At 62.1% G+C, this 24,973-nt stretch carries 27 protein-coding genes; 15 read left to right on the top strand and 12 right to left on the bottom strand.

What is annotated here, in order from left to right; translation table 11 throughout:
• Positions 1-131 precede the first annotated feature (131 nt).
• Genes HX839_RS06580 through HX839_RS06555 form a run of 6 tightly spaced genes read right to left on the bottom strand, consistent with a single transcriptional unit; the run spans position 132 to position 4,712 of the window.
• Positions 132-830 carry an HAD family hydrolase gene (locus HX839_RS06580; protein WP_177066875.1) on the bottom strand — a complete coding sequence of 233 codons (699 nt, stop codon included), beginning with the start codon at positions 828-830 and terminating at the stop codon, positions 132-134.
• Positions 827-1,726 (bottom strand): tyrosine recombinase XerC, encoded by a 900-nt coding sequence (xerC, locus tag HX839_RS06575; protein WP_008439350.1) that lies wholly within the window; start codon positions 1,724-1,726, stop codon positions 827-829. Before xerC ends, HX839_RS06580 begins: the two co-directional genes overlap by 4 nt.
• Before the next feature lie 2 nt (positions 1,727-1,728).
• Positions 1,729-2,445, bottom strand: a complete 717-nt coding sequence (locus HX839_RS06570; protein ID WP_003208796.1) for a DUF484 family protein — start codon at positions 2,443-2,445, stop codon at positions 1,729-1,731.
• Positions 2,446-2,458: 13 nt separating this feature from the next.
• Positions 2,459-3,289: a diaminopimelate epimerase gene (gene dapF, locus HX839_RS06565; RefSeq protein ID WP_008439347.1), complete on the bottom strand. Its 831-nt coding sequence runs from the start codon at positions 3,287-3,289 to the stop codon at positions 2,459-2,461.
• Positions 3,290-3,293: 4 nt separating this feature from the next.
• Positions 3,294-4,541 (bottom strand): diaminopimelate decarboxylase, encoded by a 1,248-nt coding sequence (gene lysA, locus HX839_RS06560; protein WP_008439346.1) that lies wholly within the window; start codon positions 4,539-4,541, stop codon positions 3,294-3,296.
• A gap of 9 nt (positions 4,542-4,550) precedes the next feature.
• Positions 4,551-4,712: a lipoprotein gene (locus tag HX839_RS06555; protein ID WP_003208801.1), complete on the bottom strand. Its 162-nt coding sequence runs from the start codon at positions 4,710-4,712 to the stop codon at positions 4,551-4,553.
• Positions 4,713-4,951: 239 nt separating this feature from the next.
• On the opposite strand from HX839_RS06555, the gene cyaY reads away from it, so the two are divergent.
• The 3 genes from cyaY (at position 4,952) to rnk (ending at position 6,047) form a co-directional block, all read left to right on the top strand.
• Positions 4,952-5,284 carry an iron donor protein CyaY gene (cyaY, locus tag HX839_RS06550; protein ID WP_003208803.1) on the top strand — a complete coding sequence of 111 codons (333 nt, stop codon included), beginning with the start codon at positions 4,952-4,954 and terminating at the stop codon, positions 5,282-5,284.
• Positions 5,285-5,286: 2 nt separating this feature from the next.
• On the top strand, positions 5,287-5,505 hold the full coding sequence (locus HX839_RS06545) for a DUF1289 domain-containing protein (protein WP_003208805.1): 219 nt from the start codon (positions 5,287-5,289) through the stop codon (positions 5,503-5,505).
• Positions 5,506-5,636: 131 nt separating this feature from the next.
• The gene (rnk, locus tag HX839_RS06540) at positions 5,637-6,047 is read left to right on the top strand and encodes a nucleoside diphosphate kinase regulator (RefSeq protein WP_003208808.1); all 411 of its coding nucleotides are present in this window, start codon (positions 5,637-5,639) and stop codon (positions 6,045-6,047) included.
• Here the strand turns inward: rnk and HX839_RS06535 are convergent.
• The 3 genes from HX839_RS06535 to HX839_RS06525 form a co-directional block, all read right to left on the bottom strand.
• Positions 6,044-8,881, bottom strand: a complete 2,838-nt coding sequence (locus tag HX839_RS06535; RefSeq protein WP_177009063.1) for a class I adenylate cyclase — start codon at positions 8,879-8,881, stop codon at positions 6,044-6,046. The genes rnk and HX839_RS06535 overlap by 4 nt on opposite strands.
• A gap of 168 nt (positions 8,882-9,049) precedes the next feature.
• A complete protein-coding gene (locus HX839_RS06530) occupies positions 9,050-9,298 on the bottom strand; it encodes a TIGR02647 family protein (protein WP_003208812.1) in 249 nt (82 codons plus the stop codon).
• A gap of 148 nt (positions 9,299-9,446) precedes the next feature.
• On the bottom strand, positions 9,447-9,731 hold the full coding sequence (locus HX839_RS06525; RefSeq protein ID WP_003208814.1) for a hypothetical protein: 285 nt from the start codon (positions 9,729-9,731) through the stop codon (positions 9,447-9,449).
• 125 nt (positions 9,732-9,856) lie between these two features.
• Between HX839_RS06525 and HX839_RS06520 the strand changes: the two genes are divergently transcribed.
• On the top strand, positions 9,857-10,516 hold the full coding sequence (locus HX839_RS06520; RefSeq protein ID WP_003208816.1) for a glutathione S-transferase family protein: 660 nt from the start codon (positions 9,857-9,859) through the stop codon (positions 10,514-10,516).
• Positions 10,517-10,626: 110 nt separating this feature from the next.
• Here HX839_RS06520 and argH read toward each other — a convergent pair whose 3' ends face one another.
• The gene (gene argH, locus HX839_RS06515; protein WP_003208818.1) at positions 10,627-12,021 is read right to left on the bottom strand and encodes an argininosuccinate lyase; all 1,395 of its coding nucleotides are present in this window, start codon (positions 12,019-12,021) and stop codon (positions 10,627-10,629) included.
• A gap of 562 nt (positions 12,022-12,583) precedes the next feature.
• Here argH and HX839_RS06510 point away from each other — a divergent pair.
• From HX839_RS06510 to rsd, 7 genes are all read left to right on the top strand, one after another.
• The gene (locus tag HX839_RS06510) at positions 12,584-13,330 is read left to right on the top strand and encodes a LytTR family DNA-binding domain-containing protein (RefSeq protein ID WP_003208820.1); all 747 of its coding nucleotides are present in this window, start codon (positions 12,584-12,586) and stop codon (positions 13,328-13,330) included.
• Between the two features lie 138 nt (positions 13,331-13,468).
• On the top strand, positions 13,469-14,410 hold the full coding sequence (hemC, locus tag HX839_RS06505; RefSeq protein ID WP_008439333.1) for a hydroxymethylbilane synthase: 942 nt from the start codon (positions 13,469-13,471) through the stop codon (positions 14,408-14,410).
• Positions 14,407-15,174: a uroporphyrinogen-III synthase gene (locus tag HX839_RS31530; protein ID WP_152634758.1), complete on the top strand. Its 768-nt coding sequence runs from the start codon at positions 14,407-14,409 to the stop codon at positions 15,172-15,174. Before hemC ends, HX839_RS31530 begins: the two co-directional genes overlap by 4 nt.
• An 18-nt stretch (positions 15,175-15,192) precedes the next feature.
• The gene (locus HX839_RS31525; RefSeq protein WP_371315624.1) at positions 15,193-16,311 is read left to right on the top strand and encodes a uroporphyrinogen-III C-methyltransferase; all 1,119 of its coding nucleotides are present in this window, start codon (positions 15,193-15,195) and stop codon (positions 16,309-16,311) included.
• Positions 16,312-16,316: 5 nt separating this feature from the next.
• A complete protein-coding gene (locus HX839_RS06495) occupies positions 16,317-17,558 on the top strand; it encodes a heme biosynthesis protein HemY (protein ID WP_003208828.1) in 1,242 nt (413 codons plus the stop codon).
• Between the two features lie 237 nt (positions 17,559-17,795).
• The gene (locus HX839_RS06490; protein ID WP_003208831.1) at positions 17,796-18,317 is read left to right on the top strand and encodes a disulfide bond formation protein B; all 522 of its coding nucleotides are present in this window, start codon (positions 17,796-17,798) and stop codon (positions 18,315-18,317) included.
• A gap of 206 nt (positions 18,318-18,523) precedes the next feature.
• On the top strand, positions 18,524-18,982 hold the full coding sequence (gene rsd / locus HX839_RS06485; RefSeq protein ID WP_177066874.1) for a sigma D regulator: 459 nt from the start codon (positions 18,524-18,526) through the stop codon (positions 18,980-18,982).
• A 53-nt stretch (positions 18,983-19,035) separates the two neighbouring features.
• On the opposite strand, the gene HX839_RS06480 is transcribed toward rsd, so the two are convergent.
• Positions 19,036-19,701 carry an FKBP-type peptidyl-prolyl cis-trans isomerase gene (locus tag HX839_RS06480; RefSeq protein WP_008439319.1) on the bottom strand — a complete coding sequence of 222 codons (666 nt, stop codon included), beginning with the start codon at positions 19,699-19,701 and terminating at the stop codon, positions 19,036-19,038.
• A gap of 192 nt (positions 19,702-19,893) precedes the next feature.
• On the opposite strand from HX839_RS06480, the gene HX839_RS06475 reads away from it, so the two are divergent.
• A complete protein-coding gene (locus HX839_RS06475; protein WP_177066873.1) occupies positions 19,894-21,018 on the top strand; it encodes an AlgP family protein in 1,125 nt (374 codons plus the stop codon).
• Here HX839_RS06475 and HX839_RS06470 read toward each other — a convergent pair.
• Complete coding sequence (locus tag HX839_RS06470) at positions 21,015-21,476, bottom strand: TIGR02444 family protein (RefSeq protein WP_177066872.1); 462 nt, start codon at positions 21,474-21,476, stop codon at positions 21,015-21,017. The two genes, HX839_RS06475 and HX839_RS06470, sit on opposite strands and share 4 nt — an antisense overlap.
• A 50-nt stretch (positions 21,477-21,526) precedes the next feature.
• Between HX839_RS06470 and HX839_RS06465 the strand changes: the two genes are divergently transcribed.
• From HX839_RS06465 to HX839_RS06455, 3 genes are all read left to right on the top strand, one after another.
• The gene (locus tag HX839_RS06465) at positions 21,527-23,437 is read left to right on the top strand and encodes an ATP-binding cassette domain-containing protein (RefSeq protein WP_003208841.1); all 1,911 of its coding nucleotides are present in this window, start codon (positions 21,527-21,529) and stop codon (positions 23,435-23,437) included.
• The gene (locus HX839_RS06460; RefSeq protein ID WP_008439307.1) at positions 23,437-24,000 is read left to right on the top strand and encodes a mechanosensitive ion channel family protein; all 564 of its coding nucleotides are present in this window, start codon (positions 23,437-23,439) and stop codon (positions 23,998-24,000) included. Before HX839_RS06465 ends, HX839_RS06460 begins: the two co-directional genes overlap by 1 nt.
• A gap of 237 nt (positions 24,001-24,237) precedes the next feature.
• Positions 24,238-24,870 (top strand): LysE family transporter, encoded by a 633-nt coding sequence (locus tag HX839_RS06455; protein WP_003208844.1) that lies wholly within the window; start codon positions 24,238-24,240, stop codon positions 24,868-24,870.
• The last annotated feature ends 103 nt before the right edge of the window (positions 24,871-24,973 follow it).

The following is a 24,973-nucleotide window of genomic DNA, read 5'->3' as shown; positions in this document are numbered from 1 at the left end:
CGTTGGGGCGCGAAGCGGCCCCTGGTTGGGTCGACGCGGTCTTTCAGAAAGGCCGTCGTGGCTGGTTCAGGGGCCGCTTCGCAGGCCAGCGGGAGCAAGCTCCCTCGCCACAAAAGCCCTTCATCATCAGGTTATGCGTTCCAGCGGGCTAGCACGTCGGGTAGCTCGGTCAGGCTGCGAATCTCGGCATCCGGCAATTTCTCGGCCTCCCAGGCCTTGCCTGCCGGGTTGAACCACACGGCCCGCAGCCCCGCCTGCTGCGCACCGGCAATGTCATCCCCTGGATGGTCACCCACATGCACTGCCGCGCCCGGCGCTACGCCACCGCGCTGCAAGGCTTCCTGAAACAACCGCGCATCCGGCTTGGCAATACCCATGTCTTCAGCCCGCAGTGCAAAGTGGAAGTAGTCCGCCAACCCCACACGTTGCACATCGGCATTACCGTTGGTAATCACCCCCAGCAGATAGTCGCGGCGCAGTGCTTGCAGCATCGGTTCCGCTTCGGGGAATACGGTGAGTTGATGCCGGGCATGGATGAACGCTTCAAAGCACACATCCGCCATCTGCGCCGCTTCCGGCAGCGGGTACCCGGCTTCCTCGAAGGCGTATTGCAGCACCTTGTGACGCAACACGCTGATGCGATATTTCAGCTCGGGATGACGCTCCAGCACCTGCTGGCGAAGGCTGGCAAACTTCTCCAGGGGCAAGTCGCCCACCTTGGTGGCGTGGGTCGCCAGCCACTCGCGCATCGATGCCTCGGCGCTGATGATGACCGGCACGTTATCCCAGAGCGTATCGTCCAGGTCGAAGGTGATCAGCTTGATGCTCATGAGTCACTGCCCTTAATGCGTTTGGCCCGTGGATGGGCGCTGTCGTACACCGTTGCCAGGTGCTGGAAGTCCAGGTGGGTGTAGATCTGGGTGGTCTTGATGTCGGAGTGGCCCAGCAGTTCCTGCACCGCACGCAGGTCCTGGGAGGACTCCAGCAAGTGGCTGGCAAAGGAGTGCCGGAGCATGTGCGGGTGCAGGTTCTGCCCCAGCTCGCGCTCGCCGGCGGCCTTGACCCGCACTTGTATGGCCCGGGGCCCGAGGCGCCGGCCTTGCTGGCTGATAAACACCGCGTCGTCCGCCGGGTTGGCCAGGGCGCGCAGGGGCAGCCATAGCAGCAAGGCTTCGCGGGCCTTCTTGCCCACCGGTAATACGCGGGTCTTGCTGCCTTTGCCGAGCACCTGCACCAGGCCATCCGCCAGGTCCAGTTGATCGAGGTTAAGCCCGGTCAGCTCCGACAGGCGCAGGCCCGAGGAGTAGAAGAGTTCAAGGATTGCCTGGTCGCGATGGGCCAGGAAGTCGTCCTCCACGGCGCCATCGAGCAATTGCAGGGCGCGATCCGTGTCGAGGGTCTTGGGCAGGCGGCGTTCACCCTTGGGCGGCGCCAGGCCGTTGGCCGGGTCGTGGTCGCACAGACCTTCGCGGTTCAGGTAGTGATAGAGGCCGCGTACCGCCGACAGCAGGCGTGCCAGGCTGCGGGAGGATTGGCCTTGCTGGTGCAGGCGGGCGATCAGGCTGCGCAGACCCTGGATGTCCAGGGCCTTCCAGCTGCCGATGTGTTGTTTCTCGCAGAACGCCAGGACCTTGTTCAAGTCCCGCCGGTAGGCTTCCAGGGTATGCGGCGACACCTGGCGCTCGCTGCGCAGGTGAGCGCAGTAGGCGTCCAGTTGTCGTTCCATGGCTAGCGCACCGCGCGCAATGCGCTGGTGAAGCGTGGCAGGACGCGGCCCAGCACTTCGGCGATGTAGCTCAGGAACAGCGTGCCCACCGAGCTTTTGTAATGCTGCGGATCACGGCTGGCGATGGCCAGCACGCCATGCAAACCTTGATGACTGAGGGCAACCACGGCGGTGGAGCCGATCTGCTGGCGCTGCTCGGCGCCAAACAGGAAGTCCAGTTCATGCTCGCGCAAGGTGCCGCTGATGGTCTTGCCTTCGGACAGCAGGCCGCCAATCGCGGTCTGGGCATCGCTGCCGCTGACCCAGCGACCCACCGGCATCGGGTTGTCGCTGAACAGGATCAGGCTGACAAAGGGTACCTGGAAGTCCTGGCGCAGGCTGTCTTCGACGGCGATCACCGCTTCTTCCAGGCTGGCGGCGTCCATCAGGGTCAGGACCAGGCGGCGAGTCTTGTCGAACAGGCGGTCGTTGTCGCGGGCCACATCCATCAGCTGCGAGAGCCGATGGCGCATTTCGATATTGCGCTCGCGCAGGATCTTCATCTGCCGCTCCACCAGCGACACGGTATCGCCGCGCTGGTGGGGAATACGCAGGGCCGGCAGCAGTTCTTCGTGTTCAACGAAGAAGTCCGGGTTAGCCTCCAGATACGCCGCAACGGCTGCGGCCTCCAGACTTTCGCTTGGGGATGCTTGCGCGGGTACTTGAGGCTTATCAGTCATTAGATTTGCTCACTCATAGACGGACCTGTCCTTCGTAGACGCGGGTGGCCGGGCCGGTCATTTTCACCGGTTGGCCGGGGCCTGCCCATTCGATGGACAGGCGTCCACCGGGCAGGTCGATCAGCAGCGGCGAATCCATCCACCCCTGGCTGATCGCGGCTACGGCAGCGGCGCAGGCGCCGGTACCGCAAGCCTGGGTTTCGCCGGCCCCGCGTTCCCAGACGCGCAACTGCGCACGGGAACGGTCGATGACCTGCAGGAAGCCCACATTGACCCGCGCGGGAAAGCGCGGATGGTTTTCGATCTTCGGCCCCAGTTCATGCACCGGCGCGTTGTTGATGTCATCCACCCGCAGCACGGCATGGGGGTTGCCCATGGACACGGCGGCCAGGTTGACGGTCTTGCCGTCCACGTCCACCGGGTAGCTCAGGGCTTGCTCGGTGGCCTGGAACGGAATGTCCGCCGGCACCAGCCGTGGCGCGCCCATGTTGACGCCGATCTGGCCGTCGCTGCGAATATCCAGCTCGATGATGCCGCTTTTGGTCTCGACGCGAATCTGCCGCTTGGCGGTCAGGCGCTTGTCCAGGACAAAACGGGCGAAACAGCGGGCACCGTTGCCGCACTGTTCCACTTCGGAGCCATCGGAGTTGAAGATCCGGTAACGGAAATCCACTTCCGGGTTACTCGGCGCTTCCACCAGCAACAATTGGTCGAAGCCGACACCGGTGTGCCGGTCGCCCCACAGCTTGGCGTGCTTGGGCAGGATGTGCGCGTGCTGGCTGACCAGGTCGAGGACCATGAAGTCATTGCCCAGCCCGTGCATCTTGGTAAAACGCAGCAACATGACCTTACTCCGGCAGCAGGCTTTCGCCAGCAAACAACTCGGCTACCGTCTCGCGGCGACGCACTTCAAACGCTTGATCACCGTCCACCAGCACCTCGGCGGTACGCCCGCGGGTGTTGTAGTTGGAGCTCATGACAAACCCATAGGCACCGGCCGAATGCACGGCCAGCAGGTCGCCTTCTTCCAGGGCCAGCTGACGTTCCTTGGCCAGGAAGTCGCCGGTCTCGCAGATCGGGCCGACGATATCGTAGCTGCGGCCTTCGCCTGCGCGTGGCTTGACGGCCGTCACATTCATCCAGGCCTGGTACAGCGCCGGACGGATCAGGTCGTTCATCGCCGCGTCGACGATGGCGAAATCCTTGTGCTCGGTGTGCTTGAGGTACTCGACCTGGGTCAGCAGCAGGCCGGCGTTGGCGACGATGTAGCGGCCCGGCTCGAACATCAGCGTCAGGTCGCGGCCTTCGAGGCGCTCGCGCACGGCCTTGATGTAGTCGGACACCAGCGGCGGCTCTTCGTCGCGATAACGCACACCCACGCCGCCACCGAGGTCGATGTGGTGCAGGTAGATGCCGCACTCGCCGAGGCGGTCGACCAGCGCCAGCAGGCGGTCGAGGGCGTCGAGGAACGGTGGCAGGCTGGTCAGTTGCGAGCCGATATGGCAGTCGACACCCAAGACTTCCAGGTTCGGCAACTGCGCGGCGCGGATGTACACGTCCTCGGCGTCGGCAATGGCGATGCCGAACTTGTTCTCTTTGAGACCGGTGGAAATGTACGGGTGAGTGCCGGCGTCGACGTCCGGGTTGACCCGCAGGGAGATCGGCGCGCGAACGCCCATCTCGGCGGCCACCACTTGCAGGCGCTCCAGCTCGTCGGTGGATTCGACGTTGAAGCAGTGCACGCCAACTTCCAGGGCGCGGCGCATGTCTTCGCGGCTCTTGCCGACACCGGAGAACACAATTTTGTCAGCCTTGCCGCCGGCGGCCAGTACACGCTCAAGCTCGCCCCGGGACACGATGTCGAAACCGGCGCCCAGGCGCGCCAGGACATTGAGTACACCCAGGTTGGAGTTGGCTTTTACGGCGAAGCACACCAGGCTCGGCGTGCCTTCCAGCGCATCGGCAAAGGAGCGGTATTGCGCTTCGATGTGGGCACGGGAGTACACGTAGGTCGGGGTACCAAAGCGCTCGGCGATGGCGGACAGCGCGACACCTTCCGCGAACAGCTCGCCGTCCCGGTAGTTAAAAGCGTCCATGATGTTCCCTTAATAGGTGTCGTGCTTGTGCGCTTTGGTTTGCGACGATTGCGCCTGTTCATTCGGGTCTTTGCTGTCATCGGGCAGATACAGCGGGCCTTTTTGACCACAGGCACTAACGAGGCAAGCGACCGCGACGAGCGCAGCAAGGGAAGAGATCAGGCGCTTCATGGCGAAATCCTTGAATATGCATTAATTGCGCCCGAGTATACCGACCACCCGCCGGATTGCCTATGCGCCGAAATACCCGTCCGGCGGGGCTTTGCCGAGTTTGTCGCGATTGTGCTTACACCAATCAGGGATAATTCACGCAGCTGCGGGTAATGAAATCGGTATCCTTTGCAATCATGATGGCGCGTCCGTATTGTGCGGCGCTTGAGCGAGACCAGACACTTTTCGAGGTTCCCACAATGAGTTTGACCGAAGCGCGTTTTCACGACCTGGTGGATGCGACCCAGCAAGCGCTGGAGGATATTTTCGACGACAGCGGTCTGGATGTGGACCTGGAGAACTCGGCCGGTGTGCTCACCGTCAAGTTTGAAAATGGCACCCAATTGATTTTCAGCCGCCAGGAGCCCCTGCGTCAGCTATGGCTGGCGGCGCGTTCCGGTGGTTTCCACTTCGATTACGATGAAGAAGAAAAACGCTGGACCCACGACACCACCGATGAGCTGCTGAGCGAAATGCTCGCGCGCCTCACCCAGGAACAAGCCGGCGTCGAGCTGGACTTCGACGAGATCTGATCGTGACGCAGCCCGTTCCCGTACGCCCGCCCAAGCCGCTGTTCAGCAATGTCAGCCCGGCGGTGCCGTCACCTTGTATCAGTTTATGTCGGCTGGATGAGCACAAAGTCTGCCTCGGTTGCTTCCGTCATGTGGAAGACATCCGCGAATGGCGCTCTGCCGACGATGCGCGACGCCGCGTGATCGTCGCCCAGGCCGAGCAGCGCAGGACCTGCGCCTGAGGCCGTCTTGTTTATTTATTGTGCTGTGGTAGTGTCCGGATACACCTCAACTCATCGAGGTCCGTGAGAACCCCGCCTTTTCCTGGCGGGGTTTTGCTTTTTTGTGCAGAAAAAAGGAGTCTGCCTGAATCATGACCGCACCTTCCATCATCCTCACCCGTCTTGACGTGCAGCGTCTTGAGCAACTGATCGACCGTGTCGGCGAGGCGTCGCCGGGCGTTGAAGCCCTGCAACACGAACTCGACCGCGCCGAAGAAGTGGTTGGCCACGATGAAGTGCCTGCATCTGTCGTGACCATGAACTCCAGCGTGCATTGCCGTGAACAAGGCAGTGGCAAGGACTATCACCTGACCCTGGTCTACCCCAAGGACGCGAACGCCGACGAAGGCAAAATCTCGATCCTGGCGCCGGTGGGCAGTGCATTGCTGGGCCTGCAAGTCGGCCAGCACATCGACTGGCCAGCACCGGGTGGCAAGACCCTCAAGCTTGAATTGCTCGGCGTCGAAGGCCAGCCGAAAGACGGTGGCGCCTTTCCTCTCTAAACCTGGTTCAGCGCTTCATTGAGCGCCAGTTCCAGATCAGCCTTGTAGCGCAGGTACAGATTGCTCGGGCTTTGAACATCACCGAGCAGGCCGGACAGGTCCAGATCGGTGATGTAGCAGCGGTAACGCTCGGCTTCCCGGCGTTGCCCGACGATTTGCTGGGCGACCACCGCAAACAGTTGGTCGCCAAATTCCAGCTCGGAAAACTCCCGTTGATTGCAGTACAAGGTGATCCCCACCTGGCCCGGTGCTGCCTTGCCGATAATCGCCTGCACGTCGTAGAACGGCTTGTTGGCCGGGGTTTGCGGCGCTGGGCGCGGTTCGGCCCGCCGTGCACGGCCGCTGCCTGACGGCAACAGCTGGTAATACAGGATTTGCACCGCGCCGAAGGGCTGTTGCGGATCCAGCGGCAGCAGCGCGTCGCGGCGATAAATGATCGACTGCAGGAAGCGCTGCAACGGCACCAACAGGCTTTGCTCGTCGTGGAACGGCAGGCGCTGCTGCCAGAGCGCGTTGAACTCATCCAGCACGTACAGCTCGGCAACCCCGTCGTTGATCCGGTAGAACACCTGCACACAGTCGGGCAGGCCCATGGGCAGCAGCAGCGCCAGGTCGTGGTCTTCCAGGGCCATGGTGTCCAGGTGCAGCGGGCTGTAGCTGGCCAGTTCCTCACTGAGGTAGGCGATCAGCGCGTCCTGGGTCGCCAGTGACACATGGTTGGCCTGGCCGGGTGTCAGCTCCATCACGTGGTAGTGCTGTTGCACCTGCACCAGGTAGCGATGGTTTTCCTGGCCCAGCAGCAGGTTTTGCGCAGTGTCGAAGATTTCTTCCACGCGCTGGGCAATGAACTGCGCGCGGTTGTGGCAGAAACAGCGCACCCGCAAGCGCGGCAAGTGATTGGGCGGTAGCTGATTGAGGTAGTCGCGCAGGCAATCGAGCAGCGCGTGGGGGCCGTCATAGCGGCTGACCATCACCTCGTTCCAACTGTTGAGCGTGACCTGGTCCAGGGTCAGCACCAGGTTTTCCCGTACGCCCGCGTAACTCAGGGAGTCGGTGCGCTCGGTGGTCATCAGGATGTTCAAGTCCCGGTGATGCTTGAGCGGGTCGACGCCGACGTTGATCAGCAGCAGCACTTCCTCGGGCACTGCCGAGCGCAGCAGGCGGTCTTCATCGACGCTGGCCAGGGGCAGGACGACGGTTTGTTGCAGGCTGCCCAGCAGGTTGAACAGCTCGAATTCGGTCATGTCACTGCTGCCGGGATGCAGCGCCAGGCGGGTACTGCTGTCGATCACGCCGTTGCGGTGGCACCAGGTGAGCATTTCCAGCAAATCGCGGCTGCGCTTGATCGGCGCGAAGTGCTCCCATTCCAGGGCGGTCAGGCTGCCGTTGTACAAGCCCCAATGATGCTGGCCGGGCTCTTTGCGGTTGGGCGACTGCACCAGGGTCAGGGTGTCTTCGGCAAGGTCGGGCGCAATGCCGGGGTTGATGAACTCGACCTTGCCGGCCTTGCGCTCGAAGGCGGCGTACAGGCGCCGGCCCAGCACATTGAGATCGCGCTTGTTGATCAGGCTGACGGTCTGTTCGGTGCGGGCAAACTGGGTCAGGAAGCGATAGCTGTAGTTCAGCTCGTTGACCAGCGCCCGGCGCTCGGAGGCCACCTGGCGGACTTTCCATTGGCTGCGGCTGTCCAGCAGGGCCAGTTGGCGCTGGTCCCAACCCCATTCGCTGGCCAGGCGCTCCAGCAGCAAACGCTGCCACCCGGTGCGCTGGCCCGCGCTGAGCTTGCGGTTGACCTTCAGGTACAGGCTGCGCCGCACCAGTTCCAGGCGTTCCGGCTCATTACGGGCCTTGAGGTACTCCTCGATCCGGCGGTAGACGACGATGTACGGGTCCAGCTCGTCCAGGTCCAGCTGATTGGCAAACACAGCGCGCTTGAAGCGCAGGCTCAGGCACTGCACCTTCGGGTGCTCGCTGGCGTAGACCTCGGTCAGCAGGAGTTTCAGTACTGATTTGTAGGGCGATTCGATGCCCTTGAACAACTGCCACAAGCCGGCACCGATAAATTCACCCGGCGGGATGTGCGCCAGGTGGCCCAGGTCGAGGGTTTCATCGGCGCGAATAAAGCGTTTGGAAATCAGCGCGTGGGTGAAGTCGGCATAGCGGGTTTCTTCGTACACCGGCACCAGCCACCAGATCGGCGTGCGCCCGGCCAGCCAGATGGCGGTGCGGTAGAACTCGTCCAGCAGCAGGTAATGCTGGCTGGTGCCGCAGTCTTCTGAACTCAGTTGGGTGTCGCGCTCGCCCTGGATAAACCGCGTCGGCTCGATCAGGAAGAAGTGCGCCTCGGCGCCCATGCTCAGGGCCCAGGTTTCGAGCAGTTGGCATTTCTTGCGCAACTCGGCCAGCTCGTTCTCGCTGAGATCGGCCGCATGGCAGACCCACACGTCCATATCACTTTGATCGGCCTGGGCCAGGGTGCCCAGGCTGCCCATCAGGAACAGGCCGTGAATCGGCCGCGGTGGGTTGCCGTGGCGGGGCTTGTAGGAAAACGTGCGGGTCAGGCGCTGGGCCTCGGCCAAGGCTTGCGCGTCGGGTTCAAAATTCGACAGGCCGGCCGGCGTGCTGCCCGACACATAGCCCGGCAACAGCGGGTGATTCACGTGGAAAAACAGCGGCAGCAGGGTCAATACGCTTTGCTGGCGTGGCGTCAGCCCCTCGACGGCCCGGGCCATGCGGCCTTCGTTCAGAGCCAGAAACCGCGCGCGCAACTGGGCCAGCACCTTGCGGTCGATGCCTTCGTCCAGGTCGGGGCGGATTTCGTGGGTGCGGGTCATGTCGAACTCGGTGGCTCGCAGGGCCCGACGTGGGCGGCCGTGTGGGAGTTTACAGCCAGTAGCGTAGGAGGTTTAGAGGGAATTTGTTTTTGACGCCGGAATTTTATCCCGGGCGCGGGAATGCCCGCGGAATCCGTGAAGAGAGGATCCCGTGGGCGATACGAGGTGTCAGGCGGCTTCTTTGGCGGTCGTCAGAATAGTCAGCAGGCTTTGTGCGTGTTCGGCAGCGTCCCGGCCGAGGCTGGTGAGGTAACCACCGTCTGGCTGGTCGATCAGGTCTTTATCAAACAGGCGCCGGGCGGCGGCAATGGCAGTGGGAGCGGCAGTCTGATGAACTTTCAGACCTTCCTGGGAGCTGCCCAGGTTGAAGAGTGCAAGGATTTCCAGTTCGGCAACCAACTCAGGGGTATACGACATAAGGACTCCAGACTTTCTAGGAATTTTTAGACGTTAGCAGCCATAAGGTGAACGCACTTGGGCGAGCTGTCCAGTCGGAACTCATGCGGTGTTGATGTGGGGCAGGATTGTGGCCAGCAAGAGTTTGCTGGCCAGCGCGGTGTGAGGCTTATTGCTTCTCGGGCGGCAGCTCCGGCAGCGCACGCAACGCAGTTTCATACCATTCGGTATTGAAGGCGCGATCTTCTTCGAGCAGCGCGTCAATTTCGATGGCGAGGACGTGGGCCATCATTTGCAGGATGTCTTCGCGCTCGTAGCCCACCAGGGTCAGCTTGTTGAACGTGGCCTTGGCGGCGGGCGGGTTGTCGCTTTCGATCTGGTTTTCGATCGCTTCAATCAAGGTGGTCTCGGCGAACTCTTCTTCGTCGTTGTCGATATCGGTTGGCTCGCTCATGGCAGGCTCCTGGAGGAAAGGGCGCCAGTCTACCCCCATTCACTCGGCTGATGCTGCTGGCCAGGCGCGGCCTCCCGATCTATAACCACTGCTGCCAACCCCGTACACGGCCTGGAGGCTTTGTGATGCTCAAGCTTTATGGATTTTCGGTCAGCAACTACTACAACATGGTCAAACTGGCGCTGCTGGAGAAAGGGCTGCCCTTCGAAGAGGTGCCGTTCTACGCAGGCCAGACCCCTGAAGCCTTGGCTGTGAGCCCCCGGGGCAAGGTGCCGGTGCTGGGTGTCGAGCAAGGGTTTATCAACGAAACCAGCGTGATCCTCGAATACCTCGAACAGACCCAGGGCGGGCGATCGCTGCTGCCGAGCGAGCCGTTCCAGCGCGCCCAAGTGCTGGCGTTGTGCAGGGAAATCGAGCTGTACATCGAGTTGCCGGCCCGGGCGTGTTTTGCCGAGGCGTTTTTCGGAATGCCGGTGCCGGAGGCGATCAAGGAAAAGTCCAGGGCGGAGTTATTGCTGGGGATCGCATCGCTGGGGCGGCACGGGAAGTTTGCGCCGTATGTGGCGGGGGACAGTTTCACGATTGCGGATTTGTATTTTGTGTACAGCGTGGACCTGGCCTGTGCCGTGGCCGGGAAGCTGTTCGGGCTGGATCTGTTGGCTGAGTTGCCGAAGGCCAAGGCGTTGCTGGAGCGCTTGCAGGCGCTGCCGAATGCCCAGCGGGTGGCGGCGGACAAGGAAGCGGCGATGCCGGCGTTTATGGCGATGATTGCTGCGAAGAAATAGATCTTGGGTGTTTGTGATGAGGGTTTCGCGAGCAAGCCCGCTCCCACAATTGACCGAGTTCCACCTTTGGAATGCAGTCGAATGTGGGAGCGGGCTTGCTCGCGAAGCTTTTAGCGGCTGGCGAGCAATGCCTGGCCGCGAACCACGGCAGCCTTCACCTGCGCCGGCGCAGTCCCGCCGATATGGTTACGGGCATTCACCGAGCCTTCCAGGGTCAGCACCGCAAACACGTCCTGCTCGATCTGGTCGCTGAACTGGCGCAGTTCTTCCAGGCTCATTTCCGCCAGGTCCTTGCCGGTGTCCACGCCGTACTTCACGGCATGCCCGACGATCTCGTGGCAGTCGCGGAACGGCAGGCCACGGCGTACCAGGTAGTCCGCCAGGTCTGTGGCGGTGGAGAAACCGCGCAGGGCCGCTTCACGCATGATGGCGTGCTTGGGCTTGATCGCCGGGATCATGTCGGCAAAGGCTCGCAGCGAGTCGCGCAGGGTATCGGCGGCGTCGAATAGCGGTTCCTTGTCTTCCTGGTTGTCCTTGTTGTAGGCCAGCGGTTGGCCTTTCATCAGGGTCAACAGGCCCATCAGCGCACCGAATACACGGCCGCTCTTGCCGCGTACCAGCTCCGGCACGTCGGGGTTTTTCTTTTGCGGCATGATCGAGCTGCCGGTGCAGAAGCGGTCCGGCAGGTCAATGAACTGGAATTGCGCGCTGGTCCACAGCACCAGCTCTTCGGAGAAGCGCGACAAGTGCATCATCGCAATGCTGGCCGCGGCGCAGAATTCGATGGCGAAGTCACGGTCCGACACGCCGTCCAGGGAGTTGCCGCCCACGGCGTCGAAACCCAGCAGCTGCGCGGTGTATTCGCGGTCGATCGGGTAGGTGGTGCCAGCCAGTGCAGCGCTGCCCAGAGGCATGCGGTTGGCGCGCTTGCGGCAGTCCACCAGGCGCTCGTAGTCGCGGCTGAGCATTTCGAACCAGGCCAGCAGATGGTGGCCGAAGGTCACAGGCTGTGCGGTCTGCAGGTGGGTGAAGCCGGGCATGATGGTGCCGGACTCACGCTCTGCCTGCTCCAGCAGGCCTTTTTGCAGGCGGGTGATTTCTGCCAGGATCAGGTCGATCTCGTCCCGCAGCCACAGGCGGATATCGGTAGCCACCTGGTCGTTACGGCTGCGACCGGTGTGCAGTTTCTTGCCGGTCACACCGATGCGGTCGGTGAGGCGGGCCTCGATGTTCATGTGCACGTCTTCCAGGTCGACGCGCCAGTCGAAGGTGCCGGCTTCGATCTCGCCACGGATGGTGGTCAGGCCGTCGATGATGCTGTCGCGCTCGGCGTCGGTCAGCACGCCGACCTTGGCCAGCATCGTGGCGTGGGCGATCGAGCCCATGATGTCGTGGCGGTAGAGGCGCTGGTCGAAAGTGACGGAGGCGGTGAAGCGCGCGACGAAGGCGTCGACGGGTTCACTGAAGCGGCCGCCCCAGGACTGGTTGGTCTTGTCGGTGCTCATGGATTCGCTCGTGATCTGCTGGAAAGAGGGCATGAAAGTGTGGCGCCGATAATAACAGGGTTGCCCCCGGAGGCGACGATGCCGGGGCGGGGCATTTTTATTTGTTTCCAAGATGGCTAAGTGCCTTGCCCCCGGACTCGCGCAGGACGAGACTGGAGCCAGGACCGATCGGGGGGGAAACTTGCGGTCCTTGGTCAAACAAAGCGTGTTTATTGAAACGATATTTGACGATTGAGCAATATCGTCTTCGCCAGCGTCTACAGTTGCACTGATAGAGCTTCGCGCTGACGGAAGGTGCACTGCACCAATGCCGGGCGATGAGGTCGAACTCCAGGCTATCCATTAGAGAGGGGGTGTTCGTATTGTGTATCAGCAAACCCTACGACGATGCCCGAAGGCAGCAGGCTTTGGGCGCGATTGAACAGGTCCGGGTAAATATTGGTGCCACTCTCGGGGCACTTTTTGCCGCTCGCGCTAGTCTTAGCGTGGATCGCCGTGACGGAAGTCACCGCACCTGTCTACGCTATCCTTGTGCGAGACTCACGCAGGAATCCAGCGCAATATGAATGTCCTGATCGTTGATGACGAACCCCAAGCCCGCGAGCGACTGAGCCGTTTGGTCAGTGAACTCGAGGGTTACAATGTCCTTGAGCCGAGCGCCACCAGTGGCGAGGAAGCCTTGGCCCTTATTGACAGCCTCAAGCCGGACGTCGTGTTGCTCGACATCCGCATGCCGGGCCTTGATGGCTTGCAGGTGGCTGCCCGCCTGAGCGAGCGAGAATCGCCGCCTTCGGTGGTGCTGTGCGCCTCCCAGGATGAGTTCTCTTCCGAGGCCCTGGATGCCAGCGGCGCCAGTTTCCTGGTCAAGCCGATCAATGCCGATGCGTTGCTTCGCGCCTTGAAAAAGGCCGAGCGTCCCAATCGTGTCCAACTGGCAGCCTTGACCCAGCCCGCAGCCCAGGGCGGCAATGGGCCACGCAGCCATATCAGCGCCCGTACCCGCAAGGGCATCGAGTTGATTCCCCTGGACCAGGTGGTCTATTTCATCGCCGATCACAAGTACGTGACCTTGCGTCACGAGGCTGGTGAAGTGCTGCTCGATGAGCCACTCAAGGCGCTGGAAGATGAATTTGGCGACCGCTTTGTGCGCATCCACCGCAATGCGCTGGTGGCCCGCGAGCGAATCGAGCGTCTGCAGCGCACGCCGCTTGGGCATTTTCAGCTGTTCCTGAAGGGCCTCAACGGTGACGCGTTGATCGTCAGCCGGCGCCATGTCGCCGGTGTGCGCAAGATGATGCAGCAGCTTTAGCCCGAGGGCTGACGCGAGCTTCACTGCCCATATCCCGGTGCGACGCGGCCAGGGAGGCCCCGCACTTGCTGATTCAAATCAAAGCGCATTTGCCTGAGCTGTTATTATCTGCCGTATCTATTCAGTACGGATTGATCCATGTCCTCTCGCGAAATCCGCATCGCCACCCGTAAAAGTGCCCTGGCCTTATGGCAGGCCGAATACGTCAAAGCACGCCTTGAGCAGGCTCATCCCGGCCTGAAGGTGTCCCTGGTGCCCATGGTCAGTCGCGGCGACAAGCTGCTTGATTCGCCATTGTCGAAAATCGGCGGCAAGGGCCTGTTCGTCAAGGAACTGGAAACCGCTCTGCTGGAGAACGAAGCCGACATCGCCGTGCATTCTATGAAAGATGTGCCCATGGACTTCCCCGAAGGCCTGGGCCTTTTTTGCATCTGCGAGCGCGAAGACCCCCGCGATGCCTTCGTTTCCAATACCTACGCCTCCCTGGATGAGCTGCCGCTGGGCAGCGTCGTCGGCACCTCCAGCCTGCGTCGCCAGGCGCAGTTGCTGACCCGCCGCCCGGACCTGCAAATCCGCTTCCTGCGGGGCAACGTCAATACTCGCCTGGCCAAGCTCGACGCCGGTGAATATGACGCGATCATTCTCGCGGCAGCCGGCTTGATCCGCTTGGGCTTTGAAGACCGCATCACCTCGGCCATCAGCGTCGAAGACAGCTTGCCGGCCGGCGGGCAGGGCGCTGTGGGCATTGAATGCCGCACCGCCGACAGCGAAATTCATGCGCTGCTCAAGCCGCTGGATCACCAGGACACCGAAATTCGCGTCACCGCCGAACGTGCCCTGAACAAGCACCTCAACGGTGGCTGCCAGGTGCCGATCGCCTGTTACGCCGTGCTTGAGGGCGAAAACCTCTGGCTGCGTGGCCTGGTGGGCGACCCGAGTGGTGGGTTGTTGCTCACCGCAGAGATTCGCGGGCCGCAAAGCGAGGCCACCAGCCTGGGTATCAAGGTCGCCGAGGAGCTGCTGGAAAAAGGCGCCGGTGCCATTCTGCAAGCGGTGTACGGCGAGGCCGGGCCGCAGTGATGCAATGGCGTGTGCTGCTGACGCGGCCTGCCGAGGAGTCGGCGGCCCTGGCGGCGACGTTATCCGAAGAAGGTGTTTTCAGCAGCAGCCTGCCGTTGCTGGAGATTGAAGCGCTGCCTGTCACGCCTGAACAACAGGCGGTCTTTCGCGAGCTGGACCGCTATTGCGCGGTGATCGTGGTGAGCAAGCCGGCCGCGCGCCTGGGCTTGCAGTTGTTGGCTCAACACTGGCCGCAACCGCCGGCGTTACCGTGGTTCAGTGTCGGCGCTGCTACGGCGCAGGTGTTGGCCGAGCATGGCCTTGATGTCAGTTATCCCCACGACGGCGACGACAGTGAAGCCTTGCTTGAACTGGTCGCCTTGCGCGAGGCTATCTCGAAGCCCTGCGCCCGGGTGCTGATCCTGCGGGGCGAGGGCGGGCGAGAGCTGCTGGCTGAGCGTTTACGCGAGCAAGGTGCTAGTGTCGACTATCTGGAGTTGTATCGCCGTTTCCTGCCGGACTACGACCGTGCAACGCTGACCCAGCGCATAAACGTGGAACGCTTGAACGGCGTGGTGGTCAGCAGTGGGCAGGGTTTTTTACACCTGCAAGCGCTGGCCGGTACAGATTGGCCCCAGGTGGCACAGCTGCCGTTGTTCGTGCCCAGCCCGCGAGTCGCCGAGATGGCGCGTGCCGCTGGCGCGAAAGAAGTTGTGGATTGTCGTGGCGCCAGTGCCGCGGCTTTGTTAGTGGCGTTACGGAGTGTTTCCGTTCCCACTCTCTAATACGCAAAGGATGGATACGTGAGCGAAACAGCCTTGCCTAAAGATGAAGCTCAGCCCGCGCTTGATGCGCCTGTTGAGACACCGGTCACCACCGCCCCGCGCCGTGGCAACGGCCTGGCCATCGTGGCCTTGTTGCTCGGCGCCGCCGGCGTTGCCGCCGGTGGCTGGGGGATCTGGCAGGTCCGCGCACTGCAGGCGAGCAGCCAGCAACAGCTGGGCCAAGTGCAAACCCTGGACGACCAATCCCAGAGCCTCAAGCAGAGCCAGCAGCAGCTGTCGGCCCGTCTGGGGCAACTGCCCGGCGCCGATGAGCTGGAAGAGCGTCGCCGGCTGGTGGCGCAATTGCTGGGTGATCAACAACGCCTGAGCCAGCGCCTGGAAACCGTGCTGGGGGCCAGCCGCCAGGACTGGCGCCTGGCCGAGGCCGAGCACTTGATCCGCCTGGCCAGCCTGCGTCTTTCCGCCTTGCAGGACATCAACAGTGCCCAGGCACTGGTCCAGGGCGCTGACGAAATCCTCCGCGAACAAAGTGACCCTGGCTCCTACGCCGCCCGTGAGCAGTTGGCCAAGAGCCTCGCCGCGTTGCGCAATATCGAACAGCCCGACCGTACCGGGCTGTACCTGCAACTGGCGGCATTGCGCGATCAGGTCGTGCAGTTGGCGGCCATCGCGCCGGAATACCAACTCCCTGAAGCGGCCAATGATGGGCGTCCGACCACCGACACGGACAGCCGTTGGAGTCAGTGGTGGGCGCAGATCTCGCGGTATTTCCGCATCGACTTCAATCCTGATGACAACATTCGCCCGCTCCTGGCAGGGCAAGGCCTGAACCAGGTGCGCCTGGCCCTGAGCCTTGCACTTGAGCAGGCGCAATGGGCGGCGCTCAACGGCGAGCCGGCGGTGTACAGCCGATCCCTGGGCGAGGCTCGCAGCGTGTTGCAGGACAACTTCAATCAAGACAACCCGCAAAGCAAAGCCATGCTGGCCCGTATTGCCGAGCTTGAGCCCAAGGCCGTCTCGGTGGTCACGCCGGACCTGGCCGCGAGCCTGGCTGCCGTGCAGGCTTACCTTGACCGTCGCCACCTGTCTGCCGAGGAAGCCAAGGCTTCCGCTGGCAAGCCGGCGACCCAGGAGTAAAGCCGATGAAGCGCTTCTATGTGATCCTGGTGCTGGCGATTGCGATCGCCCTGGCACTGGCCGTGGGCATTTCGAAACATACCGGCTACGTGCTGATTACCTATCCCCATGTGCTGCATTACGAGTCCGGGCTGTGGTCGACGCTGGTGGCGTTGTTTGCCATCGGCCTGGTGATCTATTTGGCCAGGGTGCTGCTGGGCCTGGTGCTGACCTCGGGTGGCGTGGTCAATCCGTGGTCGCGGCGCAACCGCAGCCGTCGGGTCCAGGTTGCCATCGAGCAGGGCCAGATGGACCTCGCCGAAGGGCGCTGGGCCAGTGCCGAGCGCCACTTGCACCGTGCGGCCGAAGCCGAACGCCAGCCATTGCTCTACTACCTCGGCGCGGCCCGTGCGGCCAACGAACAGGGCCGTTATGAGGAAGCGGATGGCCTGCTGGAACGCGCGCTTGAGCGCCAGCCCCAGGCCGAACTCGCGGTAGCCTTGAGTCATGCGCAGTTGCAGATGGACCGCGGTGACACCGATGGCGCCCTGGTCACCCTGCAGGCCATGCATGAGCGTCATCCGCATAACGTCCAGGTATTGCGCCAACTGCAGCGGCTGTATCAACAGCGTGGCGATTGGTCTTCGGTAATCCGGCTGTTGCCGGAGTTGCGCAAGGACAAGGTGTTGCCGCCTGCCGAGTTGGCCGACCTGGAGCGACGCGCCTGGGGCGAGAACCTGACCCTGGCTGCCCAGCGCGAAGAGCAGGGCGAGGCCGGGCAGCAATCCCTGGAGCTGGCCTGGCAACAACTGACTTCGGCCCAGCGCCAGGAGCCGCAACTGGTGCTGGCGTACGCCGAACAACTGCGCCAGTTGGGCGCGGACGCCAAGGCCGAAGAAGTGCTGCGCGGTGCCCTCAAGCGCGAGTACGACAGTCATCTGATCCGGCTCTACGGGCTGCTGCGTGGCAGCGATCCGGCGAAGCAGTTGAAGTTCGCCGAAGGCTGGCTCAAGGACCATCCAGGCGATGCCAGCCTGCTGCTGACCCTGGGGCGCCTGTGCCTGCAAAACAGCTTGTGGGGCAAGGCGCGGGATTACCTTGAAAGCAGCCTTCAGGTGCAGCGCAACCCTGAGGCCTGCGCCGAGCTGGCACGCCTGCTGGCGCAGTTGGGCGACACCGAGCGCAGCAACCAGTTGTTCCAGGAAGGCCTGGGCTTGCTGGACAAGCGTTTGCTGGCGTCACCGCTGCCGGTGCCGGCACGGGTTTGAAGTAGGAAACAGAGTAAGGGTTGCCTCAGAATTGTCTGGTGGCCAACCCTTCAATAACGCCCAATAGCTGTAGTCAATACGGCTTGTAGTAAACTCCTACGTAGACGCGCGTTTAATCGCTCGCCTTCTGACGGGATATCCCTACGCTCTCGCGGAATCGTCTGCTCTGGCGCGTATTGAAAGGGGTAAGGTCTTTCCTCTACCGTAACTACCTATCTCTTGCGTTGCGGATAAACAATGTCTTTGGCCCCCTCACGCTCCCTGTTCCTCCTGGCGTTCCTGGCTGGTGCGCTGACGCTGGGCGCGTCCTTTTACCTGGAATACGCCGCGCTTTTGCGGCCTTGTTTCCTGTGCCAGGTGCAACGAATTCTTGTGGCTGCCTTCACGCTGATCAATCTCGTGGCGGCGATTCATGGGCCGAAGCGGTCCGGGATCTACCTGTATTGGGCGGCGAGCATGGGGTGTGCAGTGCTGGGCGCCATTACCGCCGTACGCCAGGTGCTGCTGCAAAATACGCCGCCGGAACAGTTGCCTGCCTGTTGGCCCGGCCTTCAATCCATGATCGAGAACCTGTCGCTGAGAGAGACGTTGGCCTTGATCTTCAAGGGCACCGTCGACTGCGTGGAAATCAACTGGACGCTGTTCGACTTGAGTATTCCCGAGTGGAGCCTGCTGTTCTTCGTAGCGATGCTGATCCTTGGCATCGCGCAGTTCTCGCGGTTGCTGCTGAGCCAGCGTTTTGGCCTTGCACGGCACTGACAGGTAACCGCAGGTTGTAGGAAGGGATTAAACACTTGTATGAACTTTCTCTCCTGCGTACCTTGATGACATAGTCGTGCGGGCATAATCTGGCCCGCACGCGTTATTGAAACAGACTGTTCGATGCACCTTTGCCCGGTTGCCGCTTTAACCTTGAAGTGTTGCGCGGGCAGCGTGCGGCGCCCCTATAGGGAAGAGAGATCATCATGCTGGAAAGTTGTCAGAATGCTCAGGAACGCTGGGGTGGGGTGCACAAGCTGATCGATGGTTGGTTGAAAGCGCGTCACGAACTGGTTCGGGCCTTTGATGCTCTCGGTGCCAAGCCCGAAGCGCTCAGCGAGAACCGCAAGCCATTGCAGGAATTCTGCGGCGTATTGGTGGACTACGTATCGGCGGGGCACTTCGGTGTCTACGAGCAGTTGACCAAAGAGGCCGAGGCTTTCGACGATCAACGTGGCCTCGATTTGGCGGAGACGATTTACCCGCGCATCGATGTCATCACCGAGAAGCTGCTGGCGTTCAACGACCTGTGTGATGCCGGCCAGTGCGTTGCAGGAAAATTCAAAGAGCTGGGTGGTTTGCTTCACGAGCGTTTCGAGCTGGAAGATTGCCTGATCGAAGTGCTGCACAACGCTCACAAGGAAGAGTTGACGGCTAAGGCCTGACTCCCCCCGACACAAGAAAACGGTGCGCATTGCGCACCGTTTTTCGTTTGGGCTCAGGCGCCCGCCTTGAGCAATTCGATCTCGAATACCAGCGGCGTATAAGGCGGGATCAGTTCGCCTGCGCCATCAGCGCCATAGGCTTGGTCGGATGGAATCACCAGGCGCCACTTCGCGCCCACCGGCATCTGTTGCAACGCACTGCGCCAGCCACTGATCACACTGTCCAGGCGAAACCACTGAGGTTGTGTGCTCTTGTCGAAGACGGTCCCGTCGGGTAACCGCCCAACATAATTCACTTGCACGCGATCATCGGCCGCCGGTTTCTTCCCGCTGCCAGGGGTCAGTTCGGTCAGCAGGATGCCGTCTGCCAATTCACGCACACCACTTTTGGATTTTTCACTGGCTAAAAATTGTTGCTCGGCAGCGAGTGCCTTTTCACTTTGTGGTGCTCGATTGTCCGGCGCGTTTTGTGCTTCGTGCTGGGCAAGGATCTGTTCGATGCGTGTGTCGTCCAGGGCCAGTGGCTTACCTTGATAGGCCTGTTTGAGTCCGTCGATCAGCGCCTCTACCTGCAACCCAGGCATCTCCTGGCGCAGGCGCTCACCCAGGCTCGCGCCCAGGCTGTAGGCCAGGTCGTGGTCATCTTTGGAGGGGGATTTCTCGCTTGCGTTGGCCACGCAAAGCACCACGCTCAACACTAAAAAAAGGTAACGCGACATGGGCGTTCTCCAGCCGAAAGTGCGATGGATTATGCCAGTGTGAATGCTTAAAAAGTGGCGTGGATTTTCGTTATATCAATAAGAATTTTCGTGCGGTGCAACGCAAGCCAATCGATACTGTCAACATGCCCTAGCGGCGGTAAGAGCAGAGGGCTAGTATGAGCCGCACCCACGTCAGCCAGGAGGTAAACCATGTCGGCCAAACAGAAGCCTGTAAATACCCCGTTGCATTTGCTCCAACAACTTTCGGGCAGCCTGCTCGAACATTTGGAAAGCGCCTGTTCACAAGCCTTGGCTGATGCTGAGAAGTTGCTCGCCAAGCTTGAAAAACAACGCGGCAAAGCTCAGGAAAAACTGCACAAATCCCGCACCAAACTGCAAGGCGCAGCGACCGCTGGCAAAGCCAAGGCACAAGCCAAGGCCAAGGACGCCGTCAAAGAACTTGAGGACTTGCTCGACGCCCTCAAGGATCGTCAATCCGAAACCCGCACCTACATTTCCCAACTCAAGCGTGATGCTTCCGAGAGCCTGAAATTGGCCCAGGGTGTTGGTCGTGTGAAGGAAGCTGTAGGCAAAGTGCTGAGCACCCGTGCTCCGGCTAAGGCCGTTGCAGCCAGCGCAGCGAAGAAGCCAGCCAGCAAAGCAGTCGCCGCCAAAGCACCTGCGAAAGCTGCGGCCAAGCCTGCGGCAAAAGCACCGGCTAAATCGGCTGCCAAACCAGCGGCTAAAACTGCTGCTGCAAAACCAGCTGCCAAGCCAGCTGCCAAGCCAGCTGCTAAAACCGCTGCTGCAAAACCAGCTGCCAAACCAGCCGCTAAAACCGCTGCTGCAAAACCAGCCGCCAAGCCAGCTGCTAAAACCGCTGCTGCGAAACCAGCTGCGAAGCCAGCCGCTAAACCCGCTGCTGCAAAACCAGCCGCGAAGCCAGCCGCTAAAACTGCTGCTGCAAAACCAGCTGCGAAGCCAGCCGCTAAACCTGCTGCTGCAAAACCAGCTGCCAAGCCAGCCGCTAAAACTGCTGCTGCAAAACCAGCTGCGAAGCCAGCCGCTAAACCTGCTGCTGCAAAACCAGCCGCGAAGCCGGCCGCTAAACCTGCTGCTGCGAAACCAGCTGCCAAGCCGGCCGCCAAACCTGCTGCTGCCAAACCAGCCGCTAAACCTGCCGCCGCCAAGCCAGCACCAGCCAAACCAGCTACTCCAGCTGCGAAGCCTGCGACCCCGGCTGCACCTGCTGCCAGCACCACAGCGCCAACCGCTCCGGCCAGCAGCACGCCTGCACCGGCAGCGCCAAGCGTCACCCCAACCAGCGCTTCCTAAGTGCCGGTAACCGCGGCGCGCAGCTGATGCAGCGCGTCGTGGTCAAGGTTGGCGGCTTCGGCCGCCAGTCCTTCAACCCATGCTTGATGATTCACCTCGGCCATCGGCCAACGCTGCGCCACACCTTCCAGGCGTGATAGCAGCAGCCTTTCTGCATCCAATTCCAAAGCCTTGACCCGCTCCCGTAACGCTCCCAGCTCAGCATCCTGCTGCGCCATGGCCCGCCATTGCGTGCGTACTTGCCGCAGCGGCTCGACCACCTCCGCCTGCCACGGCCCGGCGATCTGCCGCAGTGCCTGCAAGCGCGACGTTTCCGGCGCCACACCCCGCTGCTCCAGCCACAACCCGCACAACACCAGGCACACATCAGCCCCTTGCGCCTGCAAGCGCAGGCACGCGTCCTCGACGCCCGGGCGGGCGTAAGTCGAGAGGGCAAAGCTCCACAGGTCAGCGCACATATTCACACCCAAGCCAGCGGCCAACGAAGCTGGTAGACTCCGCCGCCATTATGATCCGACTTCAAAGCCTAACATTACAGCGTGGCCCGCAACGTCTTCTCGAAGACGCCGAGCTGACCCTGCACGCCGGTCACAAAGCCGGCCTGATCGGTGCCAACGGCGCCGGCAAATCCACGTTGTTCGCCTTGCTGCTGGGTGAGCTGACTCCTGACTCCGGGGATTGTCTGCTGCCGGCCGACTGGCGCATCGCCCATATGCGCCAGGAGATCGACACCCTCGACCGCATTGCGATCGACTACGTGCTCGATGGCGACCTGCGCCTGCGCCAGGTGCAACACGACCTCGCCGAGGCCGAGAAAGCCCAGGACGGCGCCGCACAGGCCCGCCTGCACTCGGAACTGGACAGCGCCGACGGCTACACCGCCGACGCGCGTGCGCGCAAGATGCTTGCCGGCCTTGGCTTTACCAACGAACAGATGGACCGCCCGGTCGCCGACTTCTCCGGTGGCTGGCGCATGCGCCTGAACCTGGCCCAGGCGCTGATGTGCCCCTCGGACCTGTTGCTGCTCGATGAACCGACCAACCACTTGGACCTCGATGCGATCCTGTGGCTGGAAGACTTCCTGAAAAGCTACCCGGGCACCTTGCTGCTGATTTCCCACGACCGGGATTTCCTCGACGCCGTGGTGGACAACATTGCCCACGTCGACCAGAAGAAAATCACCCTGTACCGCGGCGGCTACAGCGCCTTCGAACGCGCCCGTGCCGAACGCCTGGCCCAGCAACAGCAGGCCTACGAGAAGCAGCAGGCGCAGCGCGCGCACATGGAAAGCTACATCGCCCGGTTCAAGGCCCAGGCCACCAAGGCCCGTCAGGCCCAGAGCCGGATCAAGGCCCTGGAGCGCATGGAAGAACTGTCGGCGGCCCACGTCGATTCACCGTTCGACTTTGTGTTCCGCGAGTCGGTGAAAATCTCCAGCCCGTTGCTGGACCTTTCCGATGCCCGCCTGGGCTATGGCGACAAGACCATCCTCGAGAAGGTCAAGTTGCAGCTCACCCCTGGCGCGCGGATCGGCCTGCTCGGCCCCAACGGCGCGGGCAAGTCGACATTGATCAAAAACCTCTCGGGCGAATTGCAGCCCCTGGCCGGCCGCCTGGTGCGCGGTGAGAACCTGGTGGTGGGCTACTTCGCCCAGCACCAGCTGGATTCCCTCGACGCCAAGGCCAGCCCGCTGCTGCACCTGCAGCGCCTGGCGCCGACCGAACGCGAACAGACCCTGCGGGACTTCCTCGGTGGTTTCGACTTCCGTGGTGCGCGCATCGACGAGCCGGTGCTGAATTTCTCCGGTGGCGAAAAGGCCCGCCTGGCCCTGGCCCTGATCGCCTGGGACCGGCCAAACCTGTTGCTGCTCGACGAACCGACCAACCACCTCGACCTGGAAATGCGCCTGGCGTTGACCATGGCCCTGCAGGAATTCAGCGGCGCGGTACTGGTGGTGTCTCACGATCGCCACCTGCTCAAGAGCACCACGGATAACTTCCTGCTGGTGGCTGACGGCAAGGTCGAGGAATTCGACGGCGACCTGGAAGACTATGCCCGTTGGCTGTCGGACTACCGCCTGCGCAACGCGCCGGTCAGCAACACGCCGGTCAACCCGGACAAGACCGACAAGAAGGCCCAGCGCCAGGCCGCGGCTGCATTGCGTCAGCAACTGGCCCCGCACAAGCGTGAAGCGGACAAGCTGGAAGCCGAATTGGGCAAGATCCACGAGAAGCTGGCGAAGATCGAAACCAGCCTGGGTGACAGCGCCGTCTACGAGCCGGCCCGCAAGGATGAATTGCGCGACCTGCTGGCCGAACAGGCCAAGCTCAAGGTACGTGAAGCGCAGTTGGAGGAGACCTGGATGGAAGCCCTCGAACTGCTGGAATCCTTGCAAGCGGAGCTGGAGGCGCTGTCCTGATGGAAGCGCTGCAACTGCCGCTGCCGGCCCAATGGATCGCGCCGATCTGGGTGGCCGTACAGATTCTGCTGATCCTGCTGGCCGGCTATCTCGCCCAGCGTTTCGTCGCCAAATGCCTGAACCGCCTGGGGGAACGTTATCCGTTCCCGCCGCAGTTGCTGATGCCGCTGCGCGGCGGCCTGCGCTGGCTGATCATGGGCAGCGCGCTGATCTTCGTGCTGGAGCGCCTGGGCGTCTCTGCCACGGTGTTGTGGACGGCGTTGTCGGGTTTTGTGGCGGTGGCCGCGGTGGCGTTCTTCGCCATGTGGTCGGTGTTGTCCAACCTGCTGTGCGCCATCCTGATCTTCACCGTCGGGCCGTTCCGCCTGGGCGATGTGGTCGAGTTGGTGGACACCGTCGACAAGCCCGGCGTCAAAGGCCGGGTGGTGGCGATCAACCTGCTCTACACCACGCTGATCGAAGTGGAAGAGGCCGGAACCGGCAGTGTCATGGTGCAAGTGCCCAACAGCCTGTTCTTCCAGCGCTCGGTGCGCCGTTGGCGCGGCAGCGACGTGCTGCCTTAACCTGTGGCGAGGGAGCTGCCGTGGCGAGGGAGCTTGCTGTGGCGAGGGAGCTTGCTCCCGCTGGGCTGCGTAGCAGCCCCAAAAAAGCCGGGAGCGCTACGCACTCCAGCGGGAGCAAGCTCCCTCGCCACAGCAAGCCCCCTCGCCACAAAGGCGCACCCCAAAATTTTTCTAGCCATTTCTCAGCCGGCAGCGTTAGTTTAGAAACATTCAGCAAACTAAGCTCTGAGGTGTGTAATGGCGCTCGACACATGGCTGGCCTTTTTCCTGGCCAGTTGGATCATCAGTCTTTCCCCTGGCGCCGGTGCCATTGCGTCGATGTCCAGCGGCCTGCAATACGGTTTCCTGCGCGGTTACTGGAACGCCCTGGGCCTGCAACTGGGCCTGGCGATGCAAATCGCCGTGGTCGCTGGCGGCCTGGGGGCGATTCTTGCCGCATCCTCCACCGCGTTTTATGCGATCAAATGGTTTGGCGTAGCGTACCTGGTGTACCTGGCCATCAAGCAATGGCGCGCGCTGCCAACCGACCTGAGCGATGACGCGGCGATTCGCCCGATCGGCAAGCCGATGGCGATGATGTTCCGCGGGTTCCTGGTCAACGCCAGCAACCCCAAGGCCCTGGTGTTCATGCTGGCGGTGCTGCCGCAGTTCGTGAACCCGCAGGCGCCGCTGCTGAACCAATACCTGATCCTGGGTGCGACAATGATCTGCGTGGACATGATCGTGATGGCCGGCTACACCGGGCTGGCGTCGAAAGTGTTGCGCCTGTTGCGCACACCGAAGCAGCAGAAACGCATGAACCGTACGTTTGCTGGCTTGTTCGTTGGGGCGGCGGGGTTCCTGGCCAGCTTGCATCGCGCAACGGCGTAACTGACGAAACCGGATCAAAAATGTGGGAGCGGGCTTGCTCGCGAATGCGCAGTGTCAGTCACCAGATGTATTGACTGATCCACCGCATTCGCGAGCAAGCCCG

The organism is Pseudomonas sp. I8001 (genome assembly GCF_013385345.1).
GTDB lineage: Bacteria > Pseudomonadota > Gammaproteobacteria > Pseudomonadales > Pseudomonadaceae > Aquipseudomonas.
Note: the sequence above shows the minus strand (reverse complement) of the source record. Positions and strands in the feature narration are given on the sequence as shown.

Bases quoted from the DNA above. Each gene is read 5' to 3' on its own strand.
- HX839_RS06470 (WP_177066872.1), bottom strand. From the start codon at position 21,476: ATGTGCGCTGACCTGTGGAGCTTTGCCCTCTCGACTTACGCCCGCCCG.
- HX839_RS06510 (WP_003208820.1), top strand. From the start codon at position 12,584: ATGAATGTCCTGATCGTTGATGACGAACCCCAAGCCCGCGAGCGACTG.
- HX839_RS06520 (WP_003208816.1), top strand. From the start codon at position 9,857: ATGCTCAAGCTTTATGGATTTTCGGTCAGCAACTACTACAACATGGTC.
- HX839_RS06480 (WP_008439319.1), bottom strand. From the start codon at position 19,701: ATGTCGCGTTACCTTTTTTTAGTGTTGAGCGTGGTGCTTTGCGTGGCC.
- argH (WP_003208818.1), bottom strand. From the start codon at position 12,021: ATGAGCACCGACAAGACCAACCAGTCCTGGGGCGGCCGCTTCAGTGAA.
- HX839_RS06465 (WP_003208841.1), top strand. From the start codon at position 21,527: ATGATCCGACTTCAAAGCCTAACATTACAGCGTGGCCCGCAACGTCTT.
- rsd (WP_177066874.1), top strand. From the start codon at position 18,524: ATGCTGGAAAGTTGTCAGAATGCTCAGGAACGCTGGGGTGGGGTGCAC.
- lysA (WP_008439346.1), bottom strand. From the start codon at position 4,541: ATGGACGCTTTTAACTACCGGGACGGCGAGCTGTTCGCGGAAGGTGTC.
- HX839_RS06455 (WP_003208844.1), top strand. From the start codon at position 24,238: ATGGCGCTCGACACATGGCTGGCCTTTTTCCTGGCCAGTTGGATCATC.
- HX839_RS06580 (WP_177066875.1), bottom strand. From the start codon at position 830: ATGAGCATCAAGCTGATCACCTTCGACCTGGACGATACGCTCTGGGAT.
- rnk (WP_003208808.1), top strand. From the start codon at position 5,637: ATGACCGCACCTTCCATCATCCTCACCCGTCTTGACGTGCAGCGTCTT.
- cyaY (WP_003208803.1), top strand. From the start codon at position 4,952: ATGAGTTTGACCGAAGCGCGTTTTCACGACCTGGTGGATGCGACCCAG.
- xerC (WP_008439350.1), bottom strand. From the start codon at position 1,726: ATGGAACGACAACTGGACGCCTACTGCGCTCACCTGCGCAGCGAGCGC.
- HX839_RS06570 (WP_003208796.1), bottom strand. From the start codon at position 2,445: ATGACTGATAAGCCTCAAGTACCCGCGCAAGCATCCCCAAGCGAAAGT.
- HX839_RS06475 (WP_177066873.1), top strand. From the start codon at position 19,894: ATGTCGGCCAAACAGAAGCCTGTAAATACCCCGTTGCATTTGCTCCAA.
- HX839_RS06495 (WP_003208828.1), top strand. From the start codon at position 16,317: ATGAAGCGCTTCTATGTGATCCTGGTGCTGGCGATTGCGATCGCCCTG.
- HX839_RS06525 (WP_003208814.1), bottom strand. From the start codon at position 9,731: ATGAGCGAGCCAACCGATATCGACAACGACGAAGAAGAGTTCGCCGAG.
- HX839_RS06490 (WP_003208831.1), top strand. From the start codon at position 17,796: ATGTCTTTGGCCCCCTCACGCTCCCTGTTCCTCCTGGCGTTCCTGGCT.
- dapF (WP_008439347.1), bottom strand. From the start codon at position 3,289: ATGTTGCTGCGTTTTACCAAGATGCACGGGCTGGGCAATGACTTCATG.
- HX839_RS06460 (WP_008439307.1), top strand. From the start codon at position 23,437: ATGGAAGCGCTGCAACTGCCGCTGCCGGCCCAATGGATCGCGCCGATC.
- hemC (WP_008439333.1), top strand. From the start codon at position 13,469: ATGTCCTCTCGCGAAATCCGCATCGCCACCCGTAAAAGTGCCCTGGCC.
- HX839_RS06535 (WP_177009063.1), bottom strand. From the start codon at position 8,881: ATGACCCGCACCCACGAAATCCGCCCCGACCTGGACGAAGGCATCGAC.
- HX839_RS06530 (WP_003208812.1), bottom strand. From the start codon at position 9,298: ATGTCGTATACCCCTGAGTTGGTTGCCGAACTGGAAATCCTTGCACTC.
- HX839_RS06555 (WP_003208801.1), bottom strand. From the start codon at position 4,712: ATGAAGCGCCTGATCTCTTCCCTTGCTGCGCTCGTCGCGGTCGCTTGC.